The sequence below is a fragment of the Mesorhizobium sp. M8A.F.Ca.ET.207.01.1.1 genome (genome assembly GCF_004794715.1).
Taxonomy (GTDB): domain Bacteria; phylum Pseudomonadota; class Alphaproteobacteria; order Rhizobiales; family Rhizobiaceae; genus Mesorhizobium.
Genome location: NZ_SRUS01000001.1, coordinates 680,068 through 702,641 on the forward strand (window position 1 = coordinate 680,068; position 22,574 = coordinate 702,641).

Sequence of the window (22,574 nt, forward strand, 5' to 3'; positions counted from 1 at the left end):
ACCGTCTCTCCCTCACCCTATGATTTTGAATTGCCGCAATTCTTAAGGTTGCGGTTGCAAACTTCAAGCGGCAATGCCCAAGGCGCCTTCGAACAACGCCCTGCCGTCACTGCCGCCATGCGCTGCTTCGATCAGGTTCTCGGGGTGCGGCATCAGGCCGAGCACATTGCCTTGTTCGTTGATGATACCGGCAATGTCGTTGATCGAGCCGTTCGGGTTGGTGCCTTCGGCATAGCGGAACACCACCTGGCCTTCGCCTTCGAGGCGGGCAAGCGTCTCGGCGTCGGCGAAGTAATTGCCGTCATGATGGGCCACCGGCGAGCGGATGATCTGGCCCGGCTGATAGCGGCGGGTGAACATGGTGTTGGCGTTGGCGATCTCGAGCTTGACCTGCCGGCAGACGAATTTCAGCGATGTGTTGCGCATCAGCGCACCCGGCAGCAATCCCGCCTCGACCAGAATCTGGAACCCGTTGCAGACACCGATAACCATCACGCCCTTAGCCGCCTTCTCGGCCACTGCCCGCATCACCGGCATGCGCGCCGCGATCGCGCCGCAACGCAGATAGTCGCCGAAGGAAAAGCCGCCGGGAATGGCGATCAGATCGACATCGGGGATTTCGGTATCGGTCTGCCAGACGGTTGCCGGCGCCTGTCCGGAAATCTTGGTCAGCGCCGCGATCATGTCGCGGTCGCGATTGAGGCCAGGCAGGAGGACGACGGCTGTTTTCATTTTGGTTCGTAAGGCCTCTGTGCTTCGGCAAGATCGCGCAGGTCGAGACGGCGTTCTATGCGTTCAAGTCGATCATCCTGGCGGGCGAGAATGCCATAGATGTTGTGGATGTCACTTTGCGTTGCCACCATGTGACCTCGCATTACATTCAATTCCCGTTTCGTTTCGGAAACATCCTGACGAAGCTCACCAATTTCGTGATGCACGCGCTTCAGCAACTCGTACATCAACTCATTCGTGACTTCCGGCATAGTGCCTCCGACACAACCTCAGGTAAGTGTCACACTATAATTCTCGATCACCGTATTCGCCAGCAGCTTGTCGCACATGGCCTTCAAATCGGCTTCAGCCTTGGCCCTGTCGCTTTCCGCCAGTTCGACGTCGAACACCTTGCCTTGCCGCACCGCGCCGACGCCATCGAATCCCAGCCCCGACAGCGCGTGTTCGATTGCCTTGCCTTGCGGGTCCAGAACGCCATTCTTGAGGGTGACGGTAATGCGGGCCTTGATCACGCTGGACATGCTCCTGTTCTGAATGTCGGGTTGCAAGCCGCAATCAGTGCGGCTTGCCTTTGAGGCCGTCGGTCGAGGCGACCAGCACCGGGCCGGTAGGACGCGGCGGCTCGTTCTCGTTCATGATGCCGAGGCGGCGGGCGACTTCCTGATAGGCCTCGACGAGGCCGCCCATGTCACGGCGGAAACGGTCCTTGTCGAGCTTGTCCTGCGTCGCCACGTCCCACAAGCGGCAGGAGTCCGGCGAAATCTCGTCGGCCACGACGATGCGCATCATGTCGCCCTCGAACAGGCGGCCGCACTCGATCTTGAAGTCGACGAGCTGGATGCCGACGCCCATGAACAGGCCGGAGAGGAAATCGTTGACCCGGATGGCAAGCGCCATGACGTCGTCGATCTCTTGCGGGCTTGCCCAGCCGAACGCCGTGATGTGCTCTTCCGAAACCATCGGATCGTCGAGCGCGTCGGCCTTGTAGTAGAATTCGATGATCGAGCGCGGCAGGACGGTGCCTTCCTCGATGCCGAGGCGCTTGGACAGCGAACCGGCGGCGACATTGCGCACCACCACTTCGAGCGGGATGATCTCGACTTCCTTGATCAGCTGCTCGCGCATGTTGAGCCGGCGGATGAAGTGGGTCGGAATGCCCATGCGGTTCAAATGATTGAAAATGTATTCGGAAATGCGGTTGTTGAGCACGCCTTTGCCGTCGATGACCTCGTGCTTCTTCTTGTTGAACGCGGTGGCGTCGTCCTTGAAGAACTGGATCAGCGTGCCCGGCTCGGGTCCCTCATAGAGGATCTTGGCCTTGCCTTCATAAATGCGGCGGCGATTTTTCATTTGAATTTTTCTCTGGATTTGCGGGCAGGCGGTAAGGGACCACTTCCTGTCCGTCCGCCTGAACTAGCGCGGCGACGGTGACGTTCAATGCCGGGTCTATCCCAATCACATCGTTTGCTCAATCGGCAAATCCTTCGAATCAACCGCTTTCGGGACTGAAATGCCGCAGCGCAGCATATGACGAAGCATATTGACCGGCCCGCGACCTTTTGGTTTGTGCTTCGGCAACACACATATTCACCTGCCAACGAATCGGATTTGACCCGGAGGGACGCCATGAGCAGCATGAAAGACCGCGAAGAGGGCTTCGAGCGCAAATTTGCATTCGACGAGGAGCTTCGGTTCAAGGCTTCGGCGCGGCGCAACAAGGCGCTTGGTCTGTGGGCCGCCGAAAAGCTCGGAAAATCCGGTTCCGACGCCGACGCCTACGCCAAGGAAGTTGTTGTTTCCGACATCGAGGAAGCCGGCGACCATGACGTGTTCCGCAAGATCCGCAAGGATTTCGACGCTGCAGGCGTGGAGCAGTCCGATCATCAGATCCGCCGCACCATGGACGAACTGATGGCGCAGGCGATCGAGCAGATCAGGAATACCTGATCGGCCTCTTACTGGACCAATCGACCGCCCGGCCGATCCGGGCGGTTTTTCTTTGCCTTTGCGGCGGTTTCCGGCTGAAACTGGCGACGTCAATAAGGAAAGAGATTAGATGTCCCTGAAGTCCCGTCTTGCCGCAGATGAAACGCTGGTCACCGCCTGGTCTGGCGTGCCGGACGCCTTGACCGTGGAGATCCTCGCCAGGCAGGACTTCGATGCCGTCACACTCGACATGCAGCATGGCGGCCATCACGAGGACAGCGTCCTGCGCGGCCTGGCGCCGGTACTGGCCCTGGGCAAGCCAGCGCTGGTGCGCATCCCTGTTGGCCGTTTCGACATGGCCAGCCGTGCCCTCGATTTCGGCGCCGAAGCGGTCATTGCCCCGATGGTCAACTCGGTGGCCGATGCCAAGCTGTTCGCCGCCGCCATGAAATATCCGCCGCTCGGAGAGCGCTCGTGGGGCCCGACCTATGCCTTTCCCCGTCATGGCAAGGGCGACTATGCCGAATGGCTGCGCGACACCAATCAGCGCACCATGGCTTTTGCGATGGTCGAGACGCGCGCGGCGCTCGATGCGCTTGACGGCATACTGGATACCCCCGGCATCGACGGCATCTTCCTCGGCCCATCGGATTTCTCGATCGCCTGGTCGAACGGCGCGACAGTCAACTCGACGCTCGAAAGCATGATGGAGACAGTGGCCTCGGTTGCCGAGCGCACCCGCAAGGCCGGCAAGCATGCGGCGATCTACGTCGTCGAACCCGCTATCGCCGGCCGCGTCGTGTCGATGGGCTACCGCCTGCTCGCCACGGGCTCCGAGCATGCGCTGATTTCGCTGGGGGCAAAGACCCTGCTCAAGGGCATCAAGGATTCCATCGGCGCCTGATGCAGCGCGACCACGGACGCTAAGCCTTCAGGTCCGTCAGGAACTTGGCGAAGGTCATCGATCCCTCGGGCCACGGGCCAAAGCCTGAATCCTCGCTGAGATGACCGGTCTCGCCGGCGTCGATGAACAGCGAGCCCCAGGCGCCGGCGATGTCCTCGGCGACATCGAAGGGGCAGAAGGGATCGTTGCGGCTGGCGATCACGATGGAGGGAAATGGCAGCGGCTCGCGCGGATAGGGGCCGAAGGTCATCAGATGCCTCGGCTTGATCTTGGCATTGGCGACGTCGGGCGGTGCCACGAAGAAGGCGCCGGCGACCGGCTTCTGAAATTTCGGAATGGCCTGTACGGCCGCGGCCACTCCCAGTGAGTGAGCGACGAGAACGACAGGTCTCTCGGCCTCGTTGACCGCCTTGGCGACGCTCGCCGTCCAGTCCTCGCGCACCGGCTTCGACCATTCGGCCTGCTCCACACGGCGCGCGGTCGACAGCTTCGATTGCCAGCGGGTCTGCCAATGCTCGGGTCCGGAATTGGTGTATCCGGGAATGATCAGGATATCTGCGTCTTTGACTTTCATGGCGCTGAGATAGCGAGCGCGATTGTCTCATGCAACCGTTGATGGCTGCGCTCTTTGCACGCAATGGTGAACACCATGTTCGCTTTTCGCCGTCTTGTGTGAACGATGGCGATCGACGATCTCTGTGGGGAAAGAAACAGCCGTGGAGGGCCGGGATTTTGGTGCTGACACGACGTACAATGATTGGTGGCGCCGGGCTCCTGGCTTTGGGGGCTTCGCGAAACGTCGCCGCAACGGAGACAATGATGAGCGAACTGCCATTTGCCGCCACCACGCCGGTGAGCGTCGCCCGGGTCGGGCTGAAGGCGCGTGATGCCGAAAGCCTCGCGGCCTATTACCGCCGGGTTGTCGGCCTGCAGGAACTGAGCCGTGCCGATGGCGCGATCACGCTCGGCGCTGCCAACCGTCCGCTGCTGGTTCTTGAGCCGGACGCGTCCGCCAAGCCGGACGATCCGCGCAGCGCCGGCCTCTTCCACACGGCTTTCCTGCTGCCAAGCCGCGCCGATCTCGGCCGTTGGATCAACTACGCAATATCAGACAAGATCGCCATCGAGGGGGCTTCGGATCATCTGGTCAGCGAAGCGCTGTATCTGACCGATCCCGAGGGCAATGGCATCGAGATCTATGCCGATCGCCGCCCGCAGGACTGGAAATGGAGCGGCGACAAGATCGCCATGGCGACCGAGCGGATGAACATTCCTTCTGTCGTTGCCGAAGTGCCGGCCGGCGATGCGGGCTGGCAGGGCGCGCCGGAAAACAGCATTGTCGGCCACGTCCACCTCCGCGTCGGCAGGCCGGAAGAGGCCGAAGCCTGGTGGAACCAGGAATTCGGCTTCGACACGGTCGCCAAATATGGCGGCCAGGCGGTGTTCCTGTCGTCAGGCCATTACCACCACCACATCGGCGCCAATGCCTGGCAGAGCGCCGGCGCCGGTCGCCGCGACCCGTCTCGTTCGGGCCTCGCCTGGGTCGAAATGCGCTCGGACAATGTGGCGAGTGAAACGACCCGTGAGGACCCCTGGGGCACGGTGATCAGGACTGTTCCTGGCAAGGCGTGATTGGCGTCAACACAGCTTCTTTCTCCCCGTTTACGGGGAGAAATGCCCGGCAGGGCAATGAGGGGCGGCGCCGAGGTTGCAAGGTTATCGCTTCTGACACAATGCGATGAGTAGCTTTACCCGTCGAAGTTGGCGCTGCCCCTCATCCGCCTGCCGGCACCTTCTCCCCGTGAACGGGGAGAAGGAAAGCTCACGCCTCCCCGAACACACGCTTGAAAATCGTGTCGACGTGCTTGGTGTGATAACCTAGGTCGAATTTCTCGCGGATTTGCGCCTCTGGCAGCGCTGCGGTCACTTCCTTGTCGGCCAGAAGTTCCTCAAGGAAATCAGCGCCTTGTTCCCATACTTTCATGGCGTTGCGCTGCACCAGCCGGTAGGAGTCCTCGCGCGACAGGCCGGCCTGAGTCAACGCCAGCATCACGCGCTGGGAATGCACCAGTCCTCGGAACTTGTTCATGTTGTTCAGCATGTTCTCGGGATAGGCGACGAGTTTGTCGACGACGCTGGTCAGACGTGACAGCGCGAAATCGAGCGTCACGGTGGCGTCCGGGCCGATCATGCGCTCGACCGACGAATGCGAAATGTCGCGTTCGTGCCAAAGGGCCACGTTCTCCATCGCCGGCAACGCCATGGAGCGCACCATGCGGGCAAGGCCGGTGAGGTTTTCGGTCAGCACCGGATTGCGTTTGTGCGGCATCGCCGACGAGCCCTTCTGGCCCGGCGAAAAAAACTCTTCCGCTTCCAGCACTTCGGTGCGCTGCAGATGCCGGACTTCGATCGCCAGCCGCTCGATCGAGGAGGCAATGACGCCGAGCGTGGCGAAGAACATGGCGTGGCGGTCGCGCGGGATCACTTGCGTCGATACCGGTTCCGGCTTCAGCCCCAGCTTTTGGGCCACATGTTCCTCGACATAGGGCTCGATGTTGGCGAAGGTGCCGACTGCCCCTGAAATCGCACAGGTGGCAATGTCTTCGCGCGCGTGCACCAGCCGCTCGCGGCAGCGCGAGAATTCGGCATAGGCCTGCGCCAGCTTGATACCGAAGGTGGTCGGCTCGGCATGGATGCCGTGGCTGCGGCCGATGGTGACGGTGTCCTTGTGCTCGAAGGCGCGGCGCTTGAGCGCTGCAAGCAACGCATCGATGTCGGCGAGCAGAATGTCGCTGGCACGGGTGAGTTGCACCGCAAAGCAGGTGTCGAGCACATCAGATGACGTCATGCCCTGATGGATGAAGCGCGCATCGGGTCCGACGAATTCGGCAAGATGGGTGAGGAAGGCGATGACGTCATGCTTGGTGACGCGCTCGATCGCGTCGATCTTCTCGACGTCGAATTCCGCAGCACTTCCCTTTTCCCAGATGGTTTTGGCCGCTTCCTTGGGGATGACGCCCAGTTCGGCCAGCGCGTCGCAGGCATGGGCCTCGATTTCGAACCAGATGCGAAACCGGGTTTCGGGCGACCAGATGGCGACCATTTCCGGCCGGGAGTAGCGAGGGATCATCGGTCTGTCCTGATGTGTCTAAAGCAATTCCAGGAAAAGTGCGCAGCGGTTTTCCGTCCGGAATTGCGAAAAAGAAAAAGTTAGAGCGGATCGGCGATTCTATCAAACGCTGAACCGCTCCAGGTTGGCCCGCCTCCTACCAGAGGTGGACCAAATGCTCAACGCTGATGCCGCGCAAACCAGAGGCCGGCAGCGAACAAGGCGACAAAACCAAGCGGAAAATAGAGCCGGATGCCCAGCACCACGAACTGGTAGGACGCCACCGCCACCGTGAAGGCAAGCTGAAAGCCCCAGGTGAGGGTGAATGCGGGCGCATGCCATTCGGCATAATAGGACCGGTACTGCAGCGCATACAGCCCGGCGGTCAGGCCAATCGTCGCCGCGGCGAGGCACACCAATGCCGCGGCGAAGGCGACCTCGGAGCCTCTTCCGAGCGAGACCAGCCGCGTCGCGAACAGGCCAACCGGAAACGCCAAGGCGCCGCCTGCGGCGAACAGCAGCGACACTGTGCGGATCTTGCCCGGCGTCACCCAATTGTCCAGAAACAGGTTGACGAGTGCGCTGGCGCCCATCGCCGCTGCCCACAGCAGGGCGCCGAGAAGCGCCGCGCGCGGTCTCGGCATCGCGTCGCGAAGGCGGCGCAGGGCGCGATTGCGCCTGACGGGTCGGACAAGCCCTGTCACAGGCGGCCGGTCACGGCGATCCAGCGAAAGTCCGGCCCCTCGAAACCATATTGGCGCACCGCGATCAGAACCGCATAGGCGCTGAGGCTGTCCATCGAGAATGTCTGCACCGCGCCGATGCGGTAGCCGTTCGGGCAGCCCCGGCTCTTGGGGATCGCCTTGTCCTCGTGCAGCAATTTGGTGGTGCCGCCATCCTGCGCCTCGATTCGCAGCAGACGGAAGCCATTGATCTCGCCCTGGCTGTCGCAGCCTTCGGTGTTGTTCATGCCGATCTCGTCCAACCGGAACTCGAGCGGCTGATCGACCGGGGAGAAGATCGGCCTCGGATTGACCGCCATGCGATGCGGATCGGCTGAAAGCTCGGTCACCGGGTTGAAACCGGCGGTGATGCCGCGATTGGCATTCAGCTCGGCCTGGCCGACAATGGCTTCGCCCTTTTGCCGGGCCTGGACGCGGGCAGCGTCGAGCGTTGCATTCTCATCGTCGAGCCGGACCCTGATCGGCGTGCCCTTGAGAAAGCTGTCGCTGCTTGTGTCGATGTAATAGCGGTTGGCATAGGGAAAGCCCGACCCGTCCTGGACGCCGTATTCCTCGAAGGCGAAGACGCTGCCATCCCGGGTGAAGCCGAGAATTTCAAGTTCCGCGACATCGCCGGCCTGGGCGGCGATCGACGCCGCGAGCTGCGCTGCCAGGGAAACGGCAAACAGGAAAAGCATTCGCATCGTTTTCACCCCGGCAGCCGTGATCGTTTCAATCCCTAGCACGACGAAATCAAAACGTCGTGCGGACCAAAGCCGATGCATCCAATCCGCTCGTCATTTGTTATTGTCGGCAATCCCCAATGGAGAAGCTACCATGACCGACACCAGCAAAATTCGTGAGCACATGGAAGTCGTCGGCGCCGATGGCGTGCATATCGGCACGGTCGACAAGGTCGATGGCCAGCGCATCAAGCTGACCAAGGCCGATAGCGGCGAGGGCGCTCACAAGGGCCATCATCATTATATTTCCCTGGCCCTGGTTGCCGAGGTCGATGGCAAGAAGGTTTGGCTGTCGGCGAATTCCGATGTCGCGGTGACGTTCGAGGAAGAGAAATCCGATCCGGTTTGATCGAAGGCCTTAGCCCAGGCGCGACGACCAGACTGGGAACAAATCATTATCGGCTGGCGTCGCGGCAAACACCCCACGGCTGATGGCGCGTGCCATGGTCGCGCCGGCCACGGCATAGAGGTCGACTGCGGCGTCGGCGGTGAGTTCGATCCCGCTCTTGCCGGTCGCCAACGCGAACACCAGATCGCCGTCGGCCGGCGTATGGGTCGGCCAGATGGCGCGCACGAAGCCGTCATGCGCCGCAATCGCCAGGCGTTTCGCGGCGGCCTTGGTGAGGACCGCGTCCGTCGCGATGACGGCGATGGTCGTGTTGCCGCCGGTTTCCATCTGCCGCCCGTGTTCCTTGTCGCGGTATTTCAGCAAGATCCGCTTGGCGTCTTCGGGCATGGGCGAGAGATAGCCGAGCCCGCCGAATTCATCGCCGATTTCGAAGGGCGCCGCCCAGAAATGGCGGGTGCGGCCAACGGTTACAGAGCCGGTCGGGTTGACGGCGGCCAGCGCGCCGATGGTGATGCCATTGTCCAGCAGCGTCGAGGCGGAGCCAAGGCCGCCCTTCAGGCCCGAAGTCAGTGCGCCGGTGCCGGCGCCGGCCGTGCCAAGCAGGAAATCGGCAGCGGCAGCCTGCACCGACTCGTAGCCGAGGTCGCGATAGGGCGGATAACGGCCCCAGTCCTTGTCGCCGCCATTGCGCAGGTCGAATAGGATCGCCGCTGGCACGATCGGCACCCGGAAGCCGCCCACCTCGAGGCCGATGCCGCGCTCGCGCAGCGCGGCCTGCACGCCGGACGCGGCATCGAGGCCGAAAGCCGAACCGCCCGACAGCACAACGGCATGGATTGTCTCGACGGAATTGTGCGGTTCCAGCAAATCCGTCTCGCGGGTGCCGGGCGCGCCGCCCAGGATCTGGACACCCGCCACCGCCGGCTCGTCGCAAAGCACGGTCGTCACGCCGGACTTCAGCCTGGCATCGGAAGCGTTGCCGACGCGCAGGCCGGCAACGTCCGATATGAGATTGCGCGGGCCGGTGCGGAACATCAGTTGTTTTCCAAGGGCACGAAGCGGGTGCCGTCGAAGCGGAAGACACGGTAGGGGCTCCGGCTGAGGTCGCCCTTGGCGTCGAAGCGGACCGGCCCGATCGCCGTGGTGAAATCATGCCCGGTGAGTGCGTCGGTCAGCGGCTTGCCGGAGCTTTCGGACAAGCCTGCCGCCGCCTTGGCGATCTCGATCGCCGCATAGCCTGGCAAGGTATAGCCGTCCGGCACGATCTTTCGCGCGGCGAAGCTCTCCAGCACTTTAGGGTTCGCGATATCCGCCCATTCCGGCTGGGCGATCATCAGCGTACCGGATGCATAGGGCACGTCACCGGGCGGCGTGCGCAGGTTTTCGCCGCCGGCAAGGACGATGCCGGCCTGGAGCTGGGCGGCATCGCGCCCCATGATGGCGATGTCGTCACCGTCGCCGCCGGCAAAGACATGCGTGGCGCCAGCCTTCTTCAGCCGTCCGATCAGGCCGATCTGGTTGTCGAGCTGCGGCCGGAACGTGTCGACGAAGACCGGTTTCAACGCTGCCTGCTCCGCCGCGGCGCGAAATGTCTCGGCGATCTCGCGGCCATAGATGGTGCCGTCGTCGATGATGGCGAACAATTCATCACGCCACAGGCGGGTCAGGTTAGAGGCGACGGCGTTGCGCTCGTCATCGCCGCGCGGCCCGAGGCGATAGACCGGCCAGCCGGTCTTGGCGCGGCGGTCGGTCAGGCTTTCGGTTCGCACGCCGACGGTGATGACCGGGATGTTGGCGTCCTTCAGGACAGGCATCGCCGCTTCGATCGCCTCCGTGCAGAGAAAGCCGATCACGACATTGACCTTGGCTGCCGCGAACTCCCTTGCCGCTGCGGCGCCGCCGTCGCCGGTGCAGGCGTCATCCACGGTCTTGAGCTGGACGCCGTCCGCCTCCGCGGCGAGTTCGGCGCCAGCCTCGATCTGCTTGCCGAGGATGGCCGACGGTCCCGACAGGGGCGCGGCGACCCCGATCGTGAGCGTCTGTGCGCCAGCGGCACCGGTCAGCAACAGCCAGGCCAGTGCGATGGATATCGTTGCCCCGGATCCCATCCTGCCGAACCGTCCCTCCAAGCCCGCGACGTCGCGTGGGCACCAATTCCCGCCAAGACCTAAAGGCTGTCCGGCCTTGGTGCAACACGCGAATTCGGGATATGGGCCAAGCACTTCGCTTGTGGCATGTGATGTCTGGCCATATATGTCAGGCGAACAATGGCCACGGAAACTTCCAGTGCTGAAGAAGAACGATATTGGACCGCAAGCCTATCGCGACGCGATGAGCCATTTTGCCGGTCACGTCCATGTGGTGACCACCGATGGGCCCGCCGGCAAGCGCGGGGCGACGGTGATCGCGGCCTGTTCGGTGTCGGACACGCCGCCGACCATCCTGGTCTGCCTCAATCGTGAAAATGCCAAGAATGAGCTGTTCGTGAAGAACGGCAAATTTGCCCTGAACACGCTGGCTTCGCACCAGGAGCCGCTGTCGATTGGATTCTCCGGCATGACTGGGTTGCCGGTCGAAGAGCGTTTCGCGCTCGGCGAATGGGATGTCATTTCCACTGGTGCGCCGACATTGAAGGGCGCGCTCGCCGTGTTCGACTGCGAGTTGATCGATACCAAGGACCTGGCCACCCATCGTGTGCTTTTTGGCAAGGTGACAGGCCTGCGTATGGGCGATAATTTGCGGCCGCTGATTTACCACGCACGCGGCTACCACGTTCTGGAAAGTGGGGCAGCCGTACCTACGGAGAAGGAATGAGCGACTTGAAACCGCGCCCCGTGCCGGGGACGATCGACGAAACGCTCGATCTCCTGACCGGTGCGGACTATGTCGCGGACCGGTCGCTGGCAACGGTGCTTTTCCTGTCGCTGCGCATGAAACGGCCGCTTTTCCTCGAGGGCGAGGCCGGCGTCGGCAAGACCGAGATCGCCAAGGTGTTGGCAGAGGCGCTCGGCCGCCGGCTGATCCGCCTGCAGTGCTATGAGGGGCTCGATGTCTCCTCGGCCGTCTATGAATGGAATTACGCCGCGCAGATGATCGAGATTCGCATGGAGGAGGCGGCCGGCAAGGTCGAGCGCTCCGCCATGGAGCGCAACGTCTTTTCCGAAAAAAACCTGATCCGTCGGCCGGTGCTCGATGCGCTGACCGGAAAGACGGGTGCGGCCCCGGTCTTCCTGATCGACGAGCTCGACCGCACCGATGAAGCCTTCGAAGCCTTCCTGCTCGAAATCCTCTCCGACTTCCAAGTGACGGTGCCTGAACTCGGCACCATCAAGGCGGAAGAGCCGCCGATCGTCATCATCACCACCAACCGCACACGCGAGATCCACGACGCGCTGAAGCGGCGCTGCCTCTACCACTGGGTCGATTATCCCGTTGCGGAACGAGAGCTGGAGATCGTGCGCCGCAAGGTGCCACGGGCCAACCAGCGGCTTTCCGCTGAAGTGGTCTCCTTCATCCAGAAGCTGCGCCAGATCGAACTGTTCAAGGTGCCGGGCGTCGCCGAGACTATCGACTGGGCCGGGGCGCTGACCGAACTCGACAAGGTGGCGCTCGATCCGGAGACCGTGTCCGACACGATCGGCGTGTTGCTGAAATACCAGGACGACATTGCCCGCATCGGCGCGGGCGAGGGCCGGCGCATCCTCGACGAGGTCAAGGCTGAGCTCGCGGCGGCGGAGTAGCAAGAGTGAACGCGCCGCGTCCCGACCCCAGAGAGGCGACGGCCGACGGCCGGATCGCCGACAACATCGTCTATTTCGCCCGCACCTTGCGCAAGGCCGGCATGCGGGTCGGGCCAGCCTCGGTCAAGGACGCCATCGAGGCGGTACTCGTCTCCGGCATCGGCTCGCGCGATGATTTCTACTGGACGCTGCACGCCGTGCTGGTGTCCCGGCACGAGGATCATGCCATCTTCGACGAAGCCTTCAGGCTGTTCTGGAAATCGCGTGAACTGATCGAGAAGCTGCTGGCGATGTTTTCGCCGGTGGCGCCTGACGTCAGGGAGAAGCAGAAGCCGCGCGCGGCCGAAAGCCGTGTCAGTCAAGCGATGTTCGAGGGTCACCAGAAGAACCAGCCGCCTCGGGAAATCCCGGAGATCGAGGTCGATGCCCGCTTCACTTTCTCCGGCAACGAGCTGTTGCGGGGCAAGGATTTCGCGCAGATGAACGCAGCCGAGATGGCCGATGCCAGGAAGGCGATCGCGGCGTTGCGGCTGCCCGTGGACATGATGCGGACCAGGCGGTTCAAGGCCGATGCGCACGGCCGCCGCATTGATCCGCGCGCCATGATGCGCGCGGCCGCGCGCACCGGCGGTGAATTGATCCTGCCGAAATTCCGCTCGGTCCGCGAAGTCCACCCGCCTCTGGTGGTGCTGGCCGACATTTCCGGTTCGATGAGCCAGTACACGCGCATCTTCCTGCATTTCCTGCATGCGCTGACGGAAAAGCGCCGGCGCGTGCATACCTTTGTCTTCGGCACGCGGCTGACCAATCTCACCCGGCAGATGCGCCACCGCGATCCCGATGCCGCCCTTGCCGACTGTTCGGCGGCGGTCAAGGACTGGTCCGGCGGCACGCGCATCGGCGATACGCTGGCCGAGTTCAACCTTGTATGGTCGCGGCGCGTGCTGGGGCAGGGCGCCGTGGTGCTTCTGATCACCGACGGGCTGGAGCGTGACGATGTCGTGGGCTTGTCGGAAGAGATGGAGCGGCTGCACAAATCCTGCCGGCGGCTGATCTGGCTGAACCCTTTGCTCCGCTTCGACGGTTTTCAGGCGCGCCCTCGCGGTGTGAAGGCGATGCTGCCGCATGTCGACGAATTCCGCTCGGTGCACAATCTCGACGCGCTCGCCGATCTCTGCGCATCGCTGGACAAGAAATCGGCGCTTTCGGTCGATCCGCGCCGGTGGATGGATGCTGGCGCCAGGCACGCCGCATAGCCATATGTTTCCCGGCTCCTTGAAAAAACAGACCCTGAGAGAAGCAACGATGAGCGACAGCATCTATCTCGATGAGGCCCGCGACCCGCTGATCATCGCGGAAGCCTGGATGAAGGACGGCAAGGATGTCGCCATCGCGACCGTGGTCGAGACCTGGGGTTCGGCGCCGCGTCCGGTCGGCAGCCACCTTGTCATCGATGCCGATGGCAATTTCCACGGTTCCGTTTCGGGCGGCTGCGTCGAGGGCGCCGTCGTGACCGAGGCGGTCGACGTCATCGGCTCCGGCAAGGCCAGGATGCTTGAGTTCGGCGTCGCCGATGAGACGGCCTGGCAGGTGGGCCTGTCCTGTGGCGGCCGCATCAAGGTTTATGTTGAGCGATTGGGCTGACCTCGGATGGATCCCTATGCGCTGAAAACGCTCAATGCCGAGCGGCGCGCCCGCCGCGCGGCGATCCTCGTCACCGATCTCGGTGATGGTCGCGACCGTATCGTGCGCGAGGGGGACAACGTCGCCGGCGATCTCGGAGTGGCGATCGCCAAGGCGTTTCGATCCGGCAATTCCGGCTCCGTCGAGGCGGAAGGACGGACCTTCTTTCTCAATGCGCATCTGCCGCGGCCGCGCCTTGTGGTGATCGGCGCTGTCCACATCAGCCAAGCACTCGCGCCGATGGCCCGGATCGCCGGCTATCCGCTGGAGATCATCGATCCGCGCACCGCCTTTGCCACATCAGACCGTTTTCCCGATGTCGCCTTGCATGCGGACTGGCCGCAGGATGTGCTGGGGCGCCAGCCGCTCGACGCTTACACCGCGCTCGCCGCCGTCACCCATGATCCGAAGATCGATGATTTCGCGCTGAAGGCGGCACTCGACGCCAACTGTTTCTATGTCGGGGCGCTCGGCAGCAGCAAGACGCACGCCAAGCGCGTCGAGCGCCTGCTGGCGCTGGGCGCGAGTGCCGACCAGATCGCGCGTATTCACGCGCCGATCGGGCTGGACATTGGGGCGGCAAGCCCCGCCGAGATCGCCGTCGCCATTCTCGCGCAGACCATCCATGCCTTCCGCTCGCGCGGCCTCGAAGCGAAGGGCGCTGTGGCGTGAAATTCGGTCCGATCCCGATCGAGGCGGCCGAGGGGGCTGTGCTGGCCCATGCCACCACCGCCGGCGAAAGGCGGTTTCGCAAGGCGCACAGGTTGAGCGCCGAAGATGTCTCCACGCTCAAAGGGGCGGGTATCCTGCAGGTTGTCGCCGCCGTGCTGGCCTCCGACGATCTCGGCGAGGACGCCGCCGCGCAAACGATTGCGCAGAGCATGACCTTTGGCGGCATCGAGGCAAGGCCCGCCGCCACGGGTCGGGTCAATCTTCACGCCAAGGCGGCCGGTATCTTCACGGTCAAGGCCGCTGTCATCGACGCCATCAATGCCGTCGATCCGGCCATCACCATCGCCACGCTGGCTCAGCATGCGGCGGTCGAGAAGGGTCAGATGGTTGCGACGGTGAAGATCATCCCCTTCGCGGTCGCCTCATCGCTGGTCGACGCCGTGATGAAGATCTGCGCAGGCGGCGAAATCTTCGCAGTCAACGCCTATCGGCCGGTGCGTGTCGGCGTCATCCAGACGGTGCTGCCGGGCACCAAGCCCGGTGTGCTCGACAAGACCTTGCGCGTCACCGAAGCCCGGCTCGCGCGCTCGGGCGGCAGGCTGACGGCGGAGCGCCGCACGCCGCATGAGATCGGCCCTGTCGCCGAGGCCGCCATCGCGCTCGCGCGCGACAACGACATGGTGGTGATCTTCGGCGCTTCCGCCATGAGCGATTTCGCCGATGTCGTTCCGGCGGCGATCGAGAGGGCCGGGGGGAATGTTGTCCGTGCCGGCATGCCGGTCGATCCCGGCAATCTGTTGGTGCTCGGCACACTCGGCGGCAAGCGCGTCATCGGCGCGCCTGGCTGTGCCCGCAGCCCCAAGGAGAACGGCTTCGATTGGGTGCTCGACCGGTTGATTGCGGGCCTCGATGTCACGGCGGGCGACATCGCCGGCATGGGCGTCGGCGGCCTGCTGATGGAGATACCGACGCGGCCGCAGCCGCGCGAGCCGCTGCCGGCCAAAAACCGGCTCAAGGTTGCAATCGTGCTTCTGGCGGCGGGCCGGTCGAGCCGCATGGGTGGACCGAACAAGCTGATGGCGCTGTTCGACGGCCAGCCGCTGGTGCGCCGCACCACCGAACGCGCGCTCGCTTCGAAGGCTTCGGGCACGATCGTCGTCACCGGCCATCAGCGCGAGCGGGTGCGCGCCGCACTGTCGGGCCTCGACGTCACCTTCGCCGACAATCCCGACTTTGCCGATGGCCTGTCGACCTCCCTGAAGGCCGGAATTGCCTATCTGCCTCAAGACGTCGCGGGTGCGATGATCGTTCTTGGGGACATGCCGGGCGTCGCATCCGATGACCTCGACCGGCTGATCGATGCGTTCCGCAAGGCCGGCGGCAACTCAGTGGTTCGCGCCTCGCATGAAGGCAAACGCGGCAATCCGGTGCTTCTGCCGCGTTCGCTGTTCGCGGCCGTCGGCCATCTCGAAGGCGATACCGGCGCACGTCATCTGGTCGAGGCCGAGGGGCTCGATGTCATCGATGTCGAGATCGGCGAGGGCGCGTCCGTCGACGTTGACACCCGAGAGGCTCTCGAAGGCGCGGGCGGCGTGCTGCAGGATTGACAAACCCGAGCCGAATTACGCATGCCTGAGTGATGTTTTTCAGTTCACCAGCGTTTGCGCTTCTACCCCCCTCTGGCCTGCGGGCCATCTCCCCCTCAAGGGGGGAGATCAGCAGTTTCGATGACGGTGTCCACCGTGCAACTTTGGAGCATGGCGAAAGCCGAACGCGTGTCCAATCTCCCCCCTTGAGGGGGAGATGGCCGGCAGGCCAGAGGGGGGCGTGCCGCGCTGCCTTCATGGCCTTGCTTTTCCTGTTTTCCGCCGCCCACGCCAATGCGCTCGAACTGAAATCCTTCAAAGACGATCTCTTCGCCTATCCGGCGACGCTCTCATCCGACACAAATGGTGCCTACACGGTCCTCGACTACCGTGAAATGCGCGATATCAACCAGCGTGACGAGGTGCCGGAAAAGCGCGTGCATGCCCAGTATGCCGACACCGGCGTGCGCAAGACGCAGCAGGATCTGATGCTGAAGACGGACGCCGGCGATGTCAGGCATGTCGCCGTCGGCAAGACGCAAGGGGCCGCCGTCATCGTGCTCTATCTGCACGGGCAGGGTGGCAGCCGCAAGCAAGGCATCGACGACTTCACCTTCGGCGGCAATTTCAACCGCCTCAAGAACCTGATGGCCGGCAATGGCGGGCTCTATATCTCTCCGGATTTTCCTGATTTCGGGGACAAGGGCGCAGCACTGGTCGCGGCCCTGATCGACCATTATGCCGAACAGTCCCCGGGCGCGAAAATCTTCGTCGCCTGCGGCTCGATGGGCGGTGCGCTGTGCTGGAAGCTTGCCGCCCGCAAGGATACGGGCGGGCGCATCAATGGATTGCTGCTGCTCGGATCGCTGTGGGACGAGAGCTTTCTCGCTAGCCCCGCCTTCAAGCGTCGCGTGCCAGTGTTCTTCGGCCAGGGCAGCCATGACGTGGTCTTTCCCGTGGCCAACCAGGAAGCGTTCTTCCGCTCCATCCTAGCCAGGTCGAAGACCTATCCGACCCGCTTCGTCCGCTTCGAGACCGGCACGCATGGCACGCCGATCCGCATGGTCGACTGGCGCGGCACGCTGAACTGGATGCTGTCCAAGGCGCCCTGATCGGTGCGGCTCAGGGCGCCGTGTTGTAGTCGACGATGGTCTGCGGATTCTCCTCGCCGTCATAGGACGCATCGACGTCATACTGGACCAGCGAGAAATCGCCGTTGCGGAACAGGTAGGTCCCGGAATCCGAGGCATCGCCGACGCCCCGCCATTTGTTGAAGGTGGTGATCGTGTGGGTGTCCTGGTCATAGTCGGAATTGACCGCCCACCCCGTGGTCTGGAAGCCGATCACCGTCACGCTCAACAGCTTGCCTTCGCTGTCGTTGTTCTCGTAGCGTATGTCCGTCTCCGGCTCGGCGAATTGCAGTTGCCTGACGCCGTCCACCTCGTCGGTCATGTAGTAGACCGAGCTATCATTGTAGGCGGCGGCCGAGCAAGAGAAATGGAACAGCCGGGTTTCCTTGTCCGGGTCGCCCGGCTGAGCATTCTTGTCCTTGTATTTGATCGAAAAGACCTCCGGCTCATTGGCCAGGAGTTGCTTGTCACACTGGTCGCCATAGGTCGCCAGGAAGGCCTTCTTGGCTTGCTCCAGTGCGGTATCCTTCTTCGGCGGCGGCGGACCGTCGCCGCAGCCTGGCGGCAGCGCCTCGTCGAAATCCGCGGTGGAGGGCTTCAGCGCTCCCTTGTCGATAAAGATCGGCTGGAAGGGCGGCGCCTGGATCTGGGCATTGACCTGGCGCAGCGTGTAGCAGCCGGCGAAGACCTTCGCTTCGCCCTTCTTGTCAGTTGCCTGGATGGCGACCGGGACATTGTAATAGATGCTGCCCGCCGCGCCCTCGTCCGAAATCGGACCGGTCTTGACCTCCACCGTATCGGTGCCGTCATAGCCTTTGACGAACGTATCGAAATCCTTTGCCGGCTTTGTATCGCCGTAGTAGCCCCAGGCGCGGGCGAATTCATGCCGGTTGATGGCGCTATAGAGCGAGTGGACGACCGCATCGGCGCTCGAGCGATCATCGACGTAAGGCGTTTCGGGCGTATCGCTGGCGGCCAATGCCGTCTGAGCTGTCGTGGCAAGGGAGAGAAGGGCTGTCGCTGCGAGAAGGGCGCGTCTCATCGGGAATCTCCGCTCGATAACGAAGATTCTACCATGGCGATTGCGGCGACGTGGTGACGCAGTGCGGCTGCACCTTGAAGAATCGTGCTTGAGGGCGCTACGTCCTCCCGCCGGCGTTCCTGCCGGACAGGAGATCTGACGTGACGATATCGATGTATGAGGCATCCGTGCCCGTGTTTTCAGCCAGGCTGAAAGCACTTTCCAATGTGCTCGCGGCAGCCGAACAAAACGCGCTTGACCGCAAGATCGACCCGCAGGTGTTTTTGACGGCGCGGCTTGCGCCCGACATGTTCGCTTTGACTCGGCAGGTGCAGATCGCCACCGACCATGCCAAGGGAGCACCCTCACGGCTGGCCAGCCGCGAAGTGCCGAAATACGAAGACAATGAGGCAAGCTTCGCCGATCTCGAAGCGAGGATCGCCAAGACACTGGCCCATCTGGCGACTTTTTCGGCCGCCGATATCGACGGGTCGGATGACAGGATGATCGAGTTGAAGCTGGGGGGCCGGGAAACCACATTGAGCGGCATGCAGTATCTGCTGCATGTGGCCATGCCCAACTTCTATTTCCACCTCACCACCGCCTACGACATCCTTCGCCACAATGGCGTGCCGTTGGGCAAGGCGACGTTCCTAGGATCGCGTTGAGGCGTGAGGTTCGAGATGTCCTGGATCGATCCGGGACATCTCGCGGGATGCAGCCTAGCGGATGGACATTTCGCGGGCGATACGCGGGAAATCGGCGGGCTTGATGCCGATGTCGGCACGCTCGGCGCTGCTCATCGAATGAAGCAGCGCCAGCGCCGCACGATATCTCTGATGTTCCTGTGGGCGCGGCCGGGCAAACATTTCCGTGAAGAAACCCATGATTCAGGCTCCTGGTTGGTCCTCCACACCACACAATATACGTGAATCGTGACAATTGTGCAGTGCAGCATTTGCATGCCTGCCATGTCCGAATGATTTTCATAAATTTTTTTTTCGGCTCCGTGAAACTTTCGCGCAGCGCGACTCGTAGGCTTCGACGCTGGCACGTGGCCAGTTTTTCCTCGCCACTCCTGGCGAATTTCCGGACTGCATGAAAGTGCAGTCCGGCTTTTGGTCGAGGAGCCATTGATCCTCGATAGCAATCCTCGCAACGGCTAAATTCGTTAAGACCGGTGGCATGTATTTTTAACGAGCCGGTTCTATGCTCTGCAATCCAGACAGTTCTGCAATCCAGACAGTCAGGCAAGGGGGAGGCTGACATCGCTAACAGCGCCAAGCGTGATTTCGCTTCGTTGCTCGACGACCTCTTCGTTGCCTCCGACAAGGGCGACGGCATCGAGGGCGACGAGACCGGCGCGCGCCCATCCATCCCGTTCGACTATCTTTCGGTCGCCGATGAACTCCATTCCGGCCGCATCAAGGTATCCGCCGCGGAATATCGCGAGGCTGGTGCTGATCTGGCCAGCGAATTTGCCGCCCTGCTTGAGCAGGCTAGGCTGGCCCTGGCTGGCGAAGAACCGAAGCCGGAAGAAGAATTGCCGCCAATTGATCCTGAATCGATTGCGGTCGAACTGGGACTGAATCAGCCCAAGGTCGTTGCCGATTTCAGTCGCATGCGCCGCAGCTTTGCTTTTGCCAACCATCCTGACCGGGTTGCCCCGCATTTGCGCCAGCGCGCGATGATCCGCATGCAAGTGGCCAACATGCTGATCGACGAGGCCAAGCGCCGCGCCGTGGCCGCCGCACGCCGCTAGCCGTCCCTGCTCACGCAAAAGTCGGCCTGGCAAGGCTTGGAGAGCGCCTCCGCTTTCCTATAAGATGAGGTTTCCTCCCGCGCAGCCGCGCATGTTTTTCCCTCCGGAGCAGAATTCCATGCACAAACGCCGTCTCGGTCGGACCGATCTTCTTGTTACCCAGATTTGCCTCGGTTCGATGACCTGGGGCCAGCAGAACACCGAGGCCGAGGGCCATGCCCAGATGGACCTGGCCTTCTCGCGTGGCGTCAATTTCATCGACACCGCCGAACTCTATCCGATCCCGCCCAAGGCGGAGACGCAAGGGCGGACCGAGAAGATCATCGGCAGCTGGATGAAGGCCAAGGGCAATCGCGACAAGGTGATCCTCGCCTCAAAGGTGGTCGGCCGGACCGCCAACAGCTGGTTTCGCGGCGACCGACCCTCGCAATTGGTGCGGGCCGATATCTTTGATGCCATCGACAAGTCGCTGACCAAGCTCGGCACGGACTATCTCGACCTTTATCAAATCCACTGGCCGGAACGGGACATCCCATGGGGCGCCAACCCGACGCGCGTCGGCGCGGTGGCGCGGCGCGCCGATTCTGTCGGCGCGCCAGTCGGCGAGACACCGATCGCCGAGACGCTTGCGGTATTCGAGGAACTGGTGAAGGCAGGAAAAATCCGCCATTTCGGCCTGTCGAACGAGAGTTCGTGGGGCGTGATGCGCTTCCTCGCCGAGGCCGACAAAGGGATCGGTCCGCGCGTCGCCTCGATCCAGAACGCCTACAACCTCGTCAACCGGACCTTCGAGGTGAACCTCGCCGAGGTCTGCGAACGCGAAGGAGTGTCGCTGCTTGCCTATTCGCCGCTGGCGCAGGGTTATCTGACCGGCAAGTACGATCACGGCGCCCGCCCGCAGGGCTCGCGCTCGCAGCTCTTCAACCGCGGTCAGCGTTATGAGACGCCCAATGCCGCTGAGGCGCAGCTCGAATACAATGAACTGGCGCGCTCTTTCGGCCTGGAGCCGGCGCTGTTTGCCAATGCCTATGTATCGAGCCGGCCTTTCGTCACATCGAACATCGTCGGCGCGACAACCATTTCGCAGCTGGAGATGGCGCTGTCCTCGGTTGATGTCGTCTGGACCCAAGAAATGCAGAAGGCGGTGGACGCCATTCACCAGCGGGTCGGCAATCCCTGTCCGTGACCGGGCCGGTGCGGAATTGTCGAGCAACAGCAAAGGGGTGGAGACGATGGTGGATTTTTCGATCGAGGCCGTGCGTGGAAAATTTCCCGCTCTCTCGCTCACCGACAAAGGGCGCCGGCGCATCTATCTCGACAATCCCGCCGGGACGCAGGTGCCTCAGGCCGTCGCCGATGCGGTCTCGCGCTGCCTTTTGACGACCAATGCCAATCTAGGCGGCTATTTTGAAACGACGATCGCGGCGCAGCAGGTCGTCGATGAGGCGCACCAGGCGATGGCCGATTTCCTTGGCGCGGCGAGCCCGCAGGAAATCATCATCGGCGCCAACATGACGACGCTGACCTATCACATGTCGCGGACGCTCGGCCGCACGATGAAGCCAGGCGACGAGATCATCCTCACCCGCATGGACCATGAGGGCAATGTGTCGCCATGGCTGCAACTGGCCGAGGATCTCGGCCTCGTCGTGCGCTGGCTGCCGTTCGACGAAAAGACCTGGCAGGTCGAGGAGGCGACGCTCGCTGGTCTGCTGTCTGGGAAAACACGGTTGGTGGCGTTGAACTACGCCAGCAATCTCACCGGCTCGATCAACCGGGTCAAGTCCTTGACCCAACTTGCAAAAAAGGCCGGAGCGTTGGTCTATGTCGATGCCGTGCAATTCGCGCCACATGGCCTGATCGACGTGCAGGAGCTCGGTTGCGATTTTTTGATCTGCTCGGCCTACAAATTCTTCGGCCCGCATATGGGCATCCTGTGGGGCCGGCGCGACATCCTCGAAGGTCTGAAGGCCTATAAGTGCCGCTGTTCCTCGAACGGTCTGCCGGAGCGCTTCGAACTCGGCACGCCGCAGATCGAACTGATGGCCGGCCTCACCGCCGCAATTGACTATTTTGCCGACCTCGGCGCCGGCGAGGGCGGATCGAGAAGGCGCAGGATTGCCAAGGCGTTCGAAGTCTCCATCGCCTATGAAAACCCGCTGGCGCAAAGGTTGATCGATGGTCTGTCCGATATTTCAGGGCTGGCGATCCATGGCATCACCGATCCGAACCGGCTCGGCGATCGCGTGCCGACTGTTTCCTTCACCGTGGACGGCATAGTGCCCGAAACGATCGTGCGGCAGATGAACGCCGAAAACATCTTCCTGTGGTCGGGTCACAACTATGCCTGGGAGATCGTCCACCAGCTCGGCATTCCGGCCGAGCAAGGCGCCGTGCGCATCGGCATCGCGCATTACAACACGGCGTCCGAAATCGACGAGACGCTGGAAAGCGTGCACCGGGTGATTGCCATGCTCAGGCAGCAACGGTCCTGA

At 62.7% G+C, this 22,574-nt stretch carries 27 protein-coding genes; 16 read left to right on the forward strand and 11 right to left on the reverse strand.

The window, feature by feature from the left end; translation table 11 throughout:
* Positions 1-63: 63 nt before the first annotated feature.
* From purQ to purC, 4 genes are read right to left on the reverse strand one after another with little or no spacing between them, the layout of a single operon-like run.
* Positions 64-732, reverse strand: a complete 669-nt coding sequence (gene purQ / locus EN850_RS03390) for a phosphoribosylformylglycinamidine synthase subunit PurQ (protein ID WP_127280766.1) — start codon at positions 730-732, stop codon at positions 64-66.
* Complete coding sequence (locus tag EN850_RS03395) at positions 729-983, reverse strand: hypothetical protein (RefSeq protein ID WP_127280765.1); 255 nt, start codon at positions 981-983, stop codon at positions 729-731. The genes purQ and EN850_RS03395 overlap by 4 nt, the downstream gene beginning before the upstream one ends.
* A gap of 18 nt (positions 984-1,001) precedes the next feature.
* Positions 1,002-1,244, reverse strand: coding sequence for a phosphoribosylformylglycinamidine synthase subunit PurS (gene purS / locus EN850_RS03400; protein WP_127280770.1), 243 nt, complete (start codon positions 1,242-1,244; stop codon positions 1,002-1,004).
* Positions 1,245-1,287: 43 nt separating this feature from the next.
* Positions 1,288-2,082, reverse strand: coding sequence for a phosphoribosylaminoimidazolesuccinocarboxamide synthase (gene purC / locus EN850_RS03405; RefSeq protein ID WP_013532127.1), 795 nt, complete (start codon positions 2,080-2,082; stop codon positions 1,288-1,290).
* A gap of 276 nt (positions 2,083-2,358) precedes the next feature.
* Between purC and EN850_RS03410 the strand changes: the two genes are divergently transcribed.
* Both EN850_RS03410 and EN850_RS03415 read left to right on the forward strand, forming a co-directional pair.
* Positions 2,359-2,679, forward strand: a complete 321-nt coding sequence (locus tag EN850_RS03410) for a DUF1476 domain-containing protein (RefSeq protein WP_127280658.1) — start codon at positions 2,359-2,361, stop codon at positions 2,677-2,679.
* Between the two features lie 109 nt (positions 2,680-2,788).
* Positions 2,789-3,562, forward strand: coding sequence for an HpcH/HpaI aldolase/citrate lyase family protein (locus EN850_RS03415; RefSeq protein ID WP_127280659.1), 774 nt, complete (start codon positions 2,789-2,791; stop codon positions 3,560-3,562).
* 19 nt (positions 3,563-3,581) lie between these two features.
* Here the strand turns inward: EN850_RS03415 and EN850_RS03420 are convergent, their stop codons facing one another.
* Positions 3,582-4,136, reverse strand: coding sequence for an alpha/beta hydrolase (locus EN850_RS03420; RefSeq protein ID WP_127280660.1), 555 nt, complete (start codon positions 4,134-4,136; stop codon positions 3,582-3,584).
* Between the two features lie 245 nt (positions 4,137-4,381).
* Between EN850_RS03420 and EN850_RS03425 the strand changes: the two genes are divergently transcribed.
* Entirely contained in the window at positions 4,382-5,194 is an 813-nt protein-coding gene (locus tag EN850_RS03425; protein ID WP_135915482.1) for a VOC family protein, read from the forward strand.
* Positions 5,195-5,384: 190 nt separating this feature from the next.
* Here EN850_RS03425 and purB read toward each other — a convergent pair whose 3' ends face one another.
* From purB to EN850_RS03440, 3 genes are all read right to left on the reverse strand, one after another.
* Positions 5,385-6,692: an adenylosuccinate lyase gene (purB, locus tag EN850_RS03430; RefSeq protein ID WP_136090642.1), complete on the reverse strand. Its 1,308-nt coding sequence runs from the start codon at positions 6,690-6,692 to the stop codon at positions 5,385-5,387.
* Between the two features lie 158 nt (positions 6,693-6,850).
* Positions 6,851-7,315 carry a hypothetical protein gene (locus EN850_RS03435; RefSeq protein ID WP_189590973.1) on the reverse strand — a complete coding sequence of 155 codons (465 nt, stop codon included), beginning with the start codon at positions 7,313-7,315 and terminating at the stop codon, positions 6,851-6,853.
* 56 nt (positions 7,316-7,371) lie between these two features.
* The gene (locus EN850_RS03440) at positions 7,372-8,097 is read right to left on the reverse strand and encodes a DUF2259 domain-containing protein (protein ID WP_127279376.1); all 726 of its coding nucleotides are present in this window, start codon (positions 8,095-8,097) and stop codon (positions 7,372-7,374) included.
* Between the two features lie 133 nt (positions 8,098-8,230).
* Here EN850_RS03440 and EN850_RS03445 point away from each other — a divergent pair, with 133 nt between their 5' ends.
* Entirely contained in the window at positions 8,231-8,485 is a 255-nt protein-coding gene (locus EN850_RS03445; RefSeq protein ID WP_023773164.1) for a DUF2171 domain-containing protein, read from the forward strand.
* A gap of 9 nt (positions 8,486-8,494) precedes the next feature.
* On the opposite strand, the gene EN850_RS03450 is transcribed toward EN850_RS03445, so the two are convergent.
* Both EN850_RS03450 and EN850_RS03455 read right to left on the reverse strand, forming a co-directional pair.
* Entirely contained in the window at positions 8,495-9,520 is a 1,026-nt protein-coding gene (locus EN850_RS03450) for a P1 family peptidase (RefSeq protein WP_135915483.1), read from the reverse strand.
* Positions 9,520-10,593: an ABC transporter substrate-binding protein gene (locus tag EN850_RS03455; protein ID WP_135915484.1), complete on the reverse strand. Its 1,074-nt coding sequence runs from the start codon at positions 10,591-10,593 to the stop codon at positions 9,520-9,522. Before EN850_RS03455 ends, EN850_RS03450 begins: the two co-directional genes overlap by 1 nt.
* A 178-nt stretch (positions 10,594-10,771) precedes the next feature.
* On the opposite strand from EN850_RS03455, the gene EN850_RS03460 reads away from it, so the two are divergent.
* The 7 genes from EN850_RS03460 (at position 10,772) to EN850_RS03495 (ending at position 17,278) form a co-directional block, all read left to right on the forward strand.
* A complete protein-coding gene (locus EN850_RS03460; RefSeq protein WP_127869549.1) occupies positions 10,772-11,299 on the forward strand; it encodes a flavin reductase in 528 nt (175 codons plus the stop codon).
* Positions 11,296-12,225: a MoxR family ATPase gene (locus EN850_RS03465; RefSeq protein ID WP_135915486.1), complete on the forward strand. Its 930-nt coding sequence runs from the start codon at positions 11,296-11,298 to the stop codon at positions 12,223-12,225. The genes EN850_RS03460 and EN850_RS03465 overlap by 4 nt, the downstream gene beginning before the upstream one ends.
* Before the next feature lie 5 nt (positions 12,226-12,230).
* On the forward strand, positions 12,231-13,481 hold the full coding sequence (locus EN850_RS03470) for a VWA domain-containing protein (RefSeq protein ID WP_135915487.1): 1,251 nt from the start codon (positions 12,231-12,233) through the stop codon (positions 13,479-13,481).
* 49 nt (positions 13,482-13,530) lie between these two features.
* On the forward strand, positions 13,531-13,869 hold the full coding sequence (locus EN850_RS03475; protein ID WP_127280086.1) for an XdhC family protein: 339 nt from the start codon (positions 13,531-13,533) through the stop codon (positions 13,867-13,869).
* A 6-nt stretch (positions 13,870-13,875) separates the two neighbouring features.
* The gene (locus tag EN850_RS03480) at positions 13,876-14,580 is read left to right on the forward strand and encodes an XdhC family protein (protein ID WP_136090643.1); all 705 of its coding nucleotides are present in this window, start codon (positions 13,876-13,878) and stop codon (positions 14,578-14,580) included.
* Complete coding sequence (locus EN850_RS03485) at positions 14,577-16,187, forward strand: molybdopterin-binding/glycosyltransferase family 2 protein (RefSeq protein WP_136090644.1); 1,611 nt, start codon at positions 14,577-14,579, stop codon at positions 16,185-16,187. Before EN850_RS03480 ends, EN850_RS03485 begins: the two co-directional genes overlap by 4 nt.
* 236 nt (positions 16,188-16,423) lie before the next feature.
* Positions 16,424-17,278: an alpha/beta hydrolase gene (locus EN850_RS03495; RefSeq protein ID WP_135915490.1), complete on the forward strand. Its 855-nt coding sequence runs from the start codon at positions 16,424-16,426 to the stop codon at positions 17,276-17,278.
* 10 nt (positions 17,279-17,288) lie between these two features.
* On the opposite strand, the gene EN850_RS03500 is transcribed toward EN850_RS03495, so the two are convergent.
* A complete protein-coding gene (locus EN850_RS03500) occupies positions 17,289-18,338 on the reverse strand; it encodes a DUF1176 domain-containing protein (protein WP_136090645.1) in 1,050 nt (349 codons plus the stop codon).
* 140 nt (positions 18,339-18,478) lie between these two features.
* Between EN850_RS03500 and EN850_RS03505 the strand changes: the two genes are divergently transcribed.
* The 5 genes from EN850_RS03505 (at position 18,479) to EN850_RS03525 (ending at position 22,574) form a co-directional block, all read left to right on the forward strand.
* Complete coding sequence (locus EN850_RS03505; protein WP_135915492.1) at positions 18,479-18,985, forward strand: DUF1993 family protein; 507 nt, start codon at positions 18,479-18,481, stop codon at positions 18,983-18,985.
* Between the two features lie 15 nt (positions 18,986-19,000).
* The gene (locus tag EN850_RS36250) at positions 19,001-19,249 is read left to right on the forward strand and encodes a hypothetical protein (protein ID WP_189522157.1); all 249 of its coding nucleotides are present in this window, start codon (positions 19,001-19,003) and stop codon (positions 19,247-19,249) included.
* A 368-nt stretch (positions 19,250-19,617) separates the two neighbouring features.
* Complete coding sequence (locus EN850_RS03515) at positions 19,618-20,079, forward strand: hypothetical protein (protein ID WP_135932270.1); 462 nt, start codon at positions 19,618-19,620, stop codon at positions 20,077-20,079.
* Between the two features lie 118 nt (positions 20,080-20,197).
* Positions 20,198-21,265 carry an aldo/keto reductase gene (locus tag EN850_RS03520; RefSeq protein ID WP_136090646.1) on the forward strand — a complete coding sequence of 356 codons (1,068 nt, stop codon included), beginning with the start codon at positions 20,198-20,200 and terminating at the stop codon, positions 21,263-21,265.
* 46 nt (positions 21,266-21,311) lie between these two features.
* On the forward strand, positions 21,312-22,574 hold the full coding sequence (locus tag EN850_RS03525) for a cysteine desulfurase-like protein (RefSeq protein ID WP_189590974.1): 1,263 nt from the start codon (positions 21,312-21,314) through the stop codon (positions 22,572-22,574).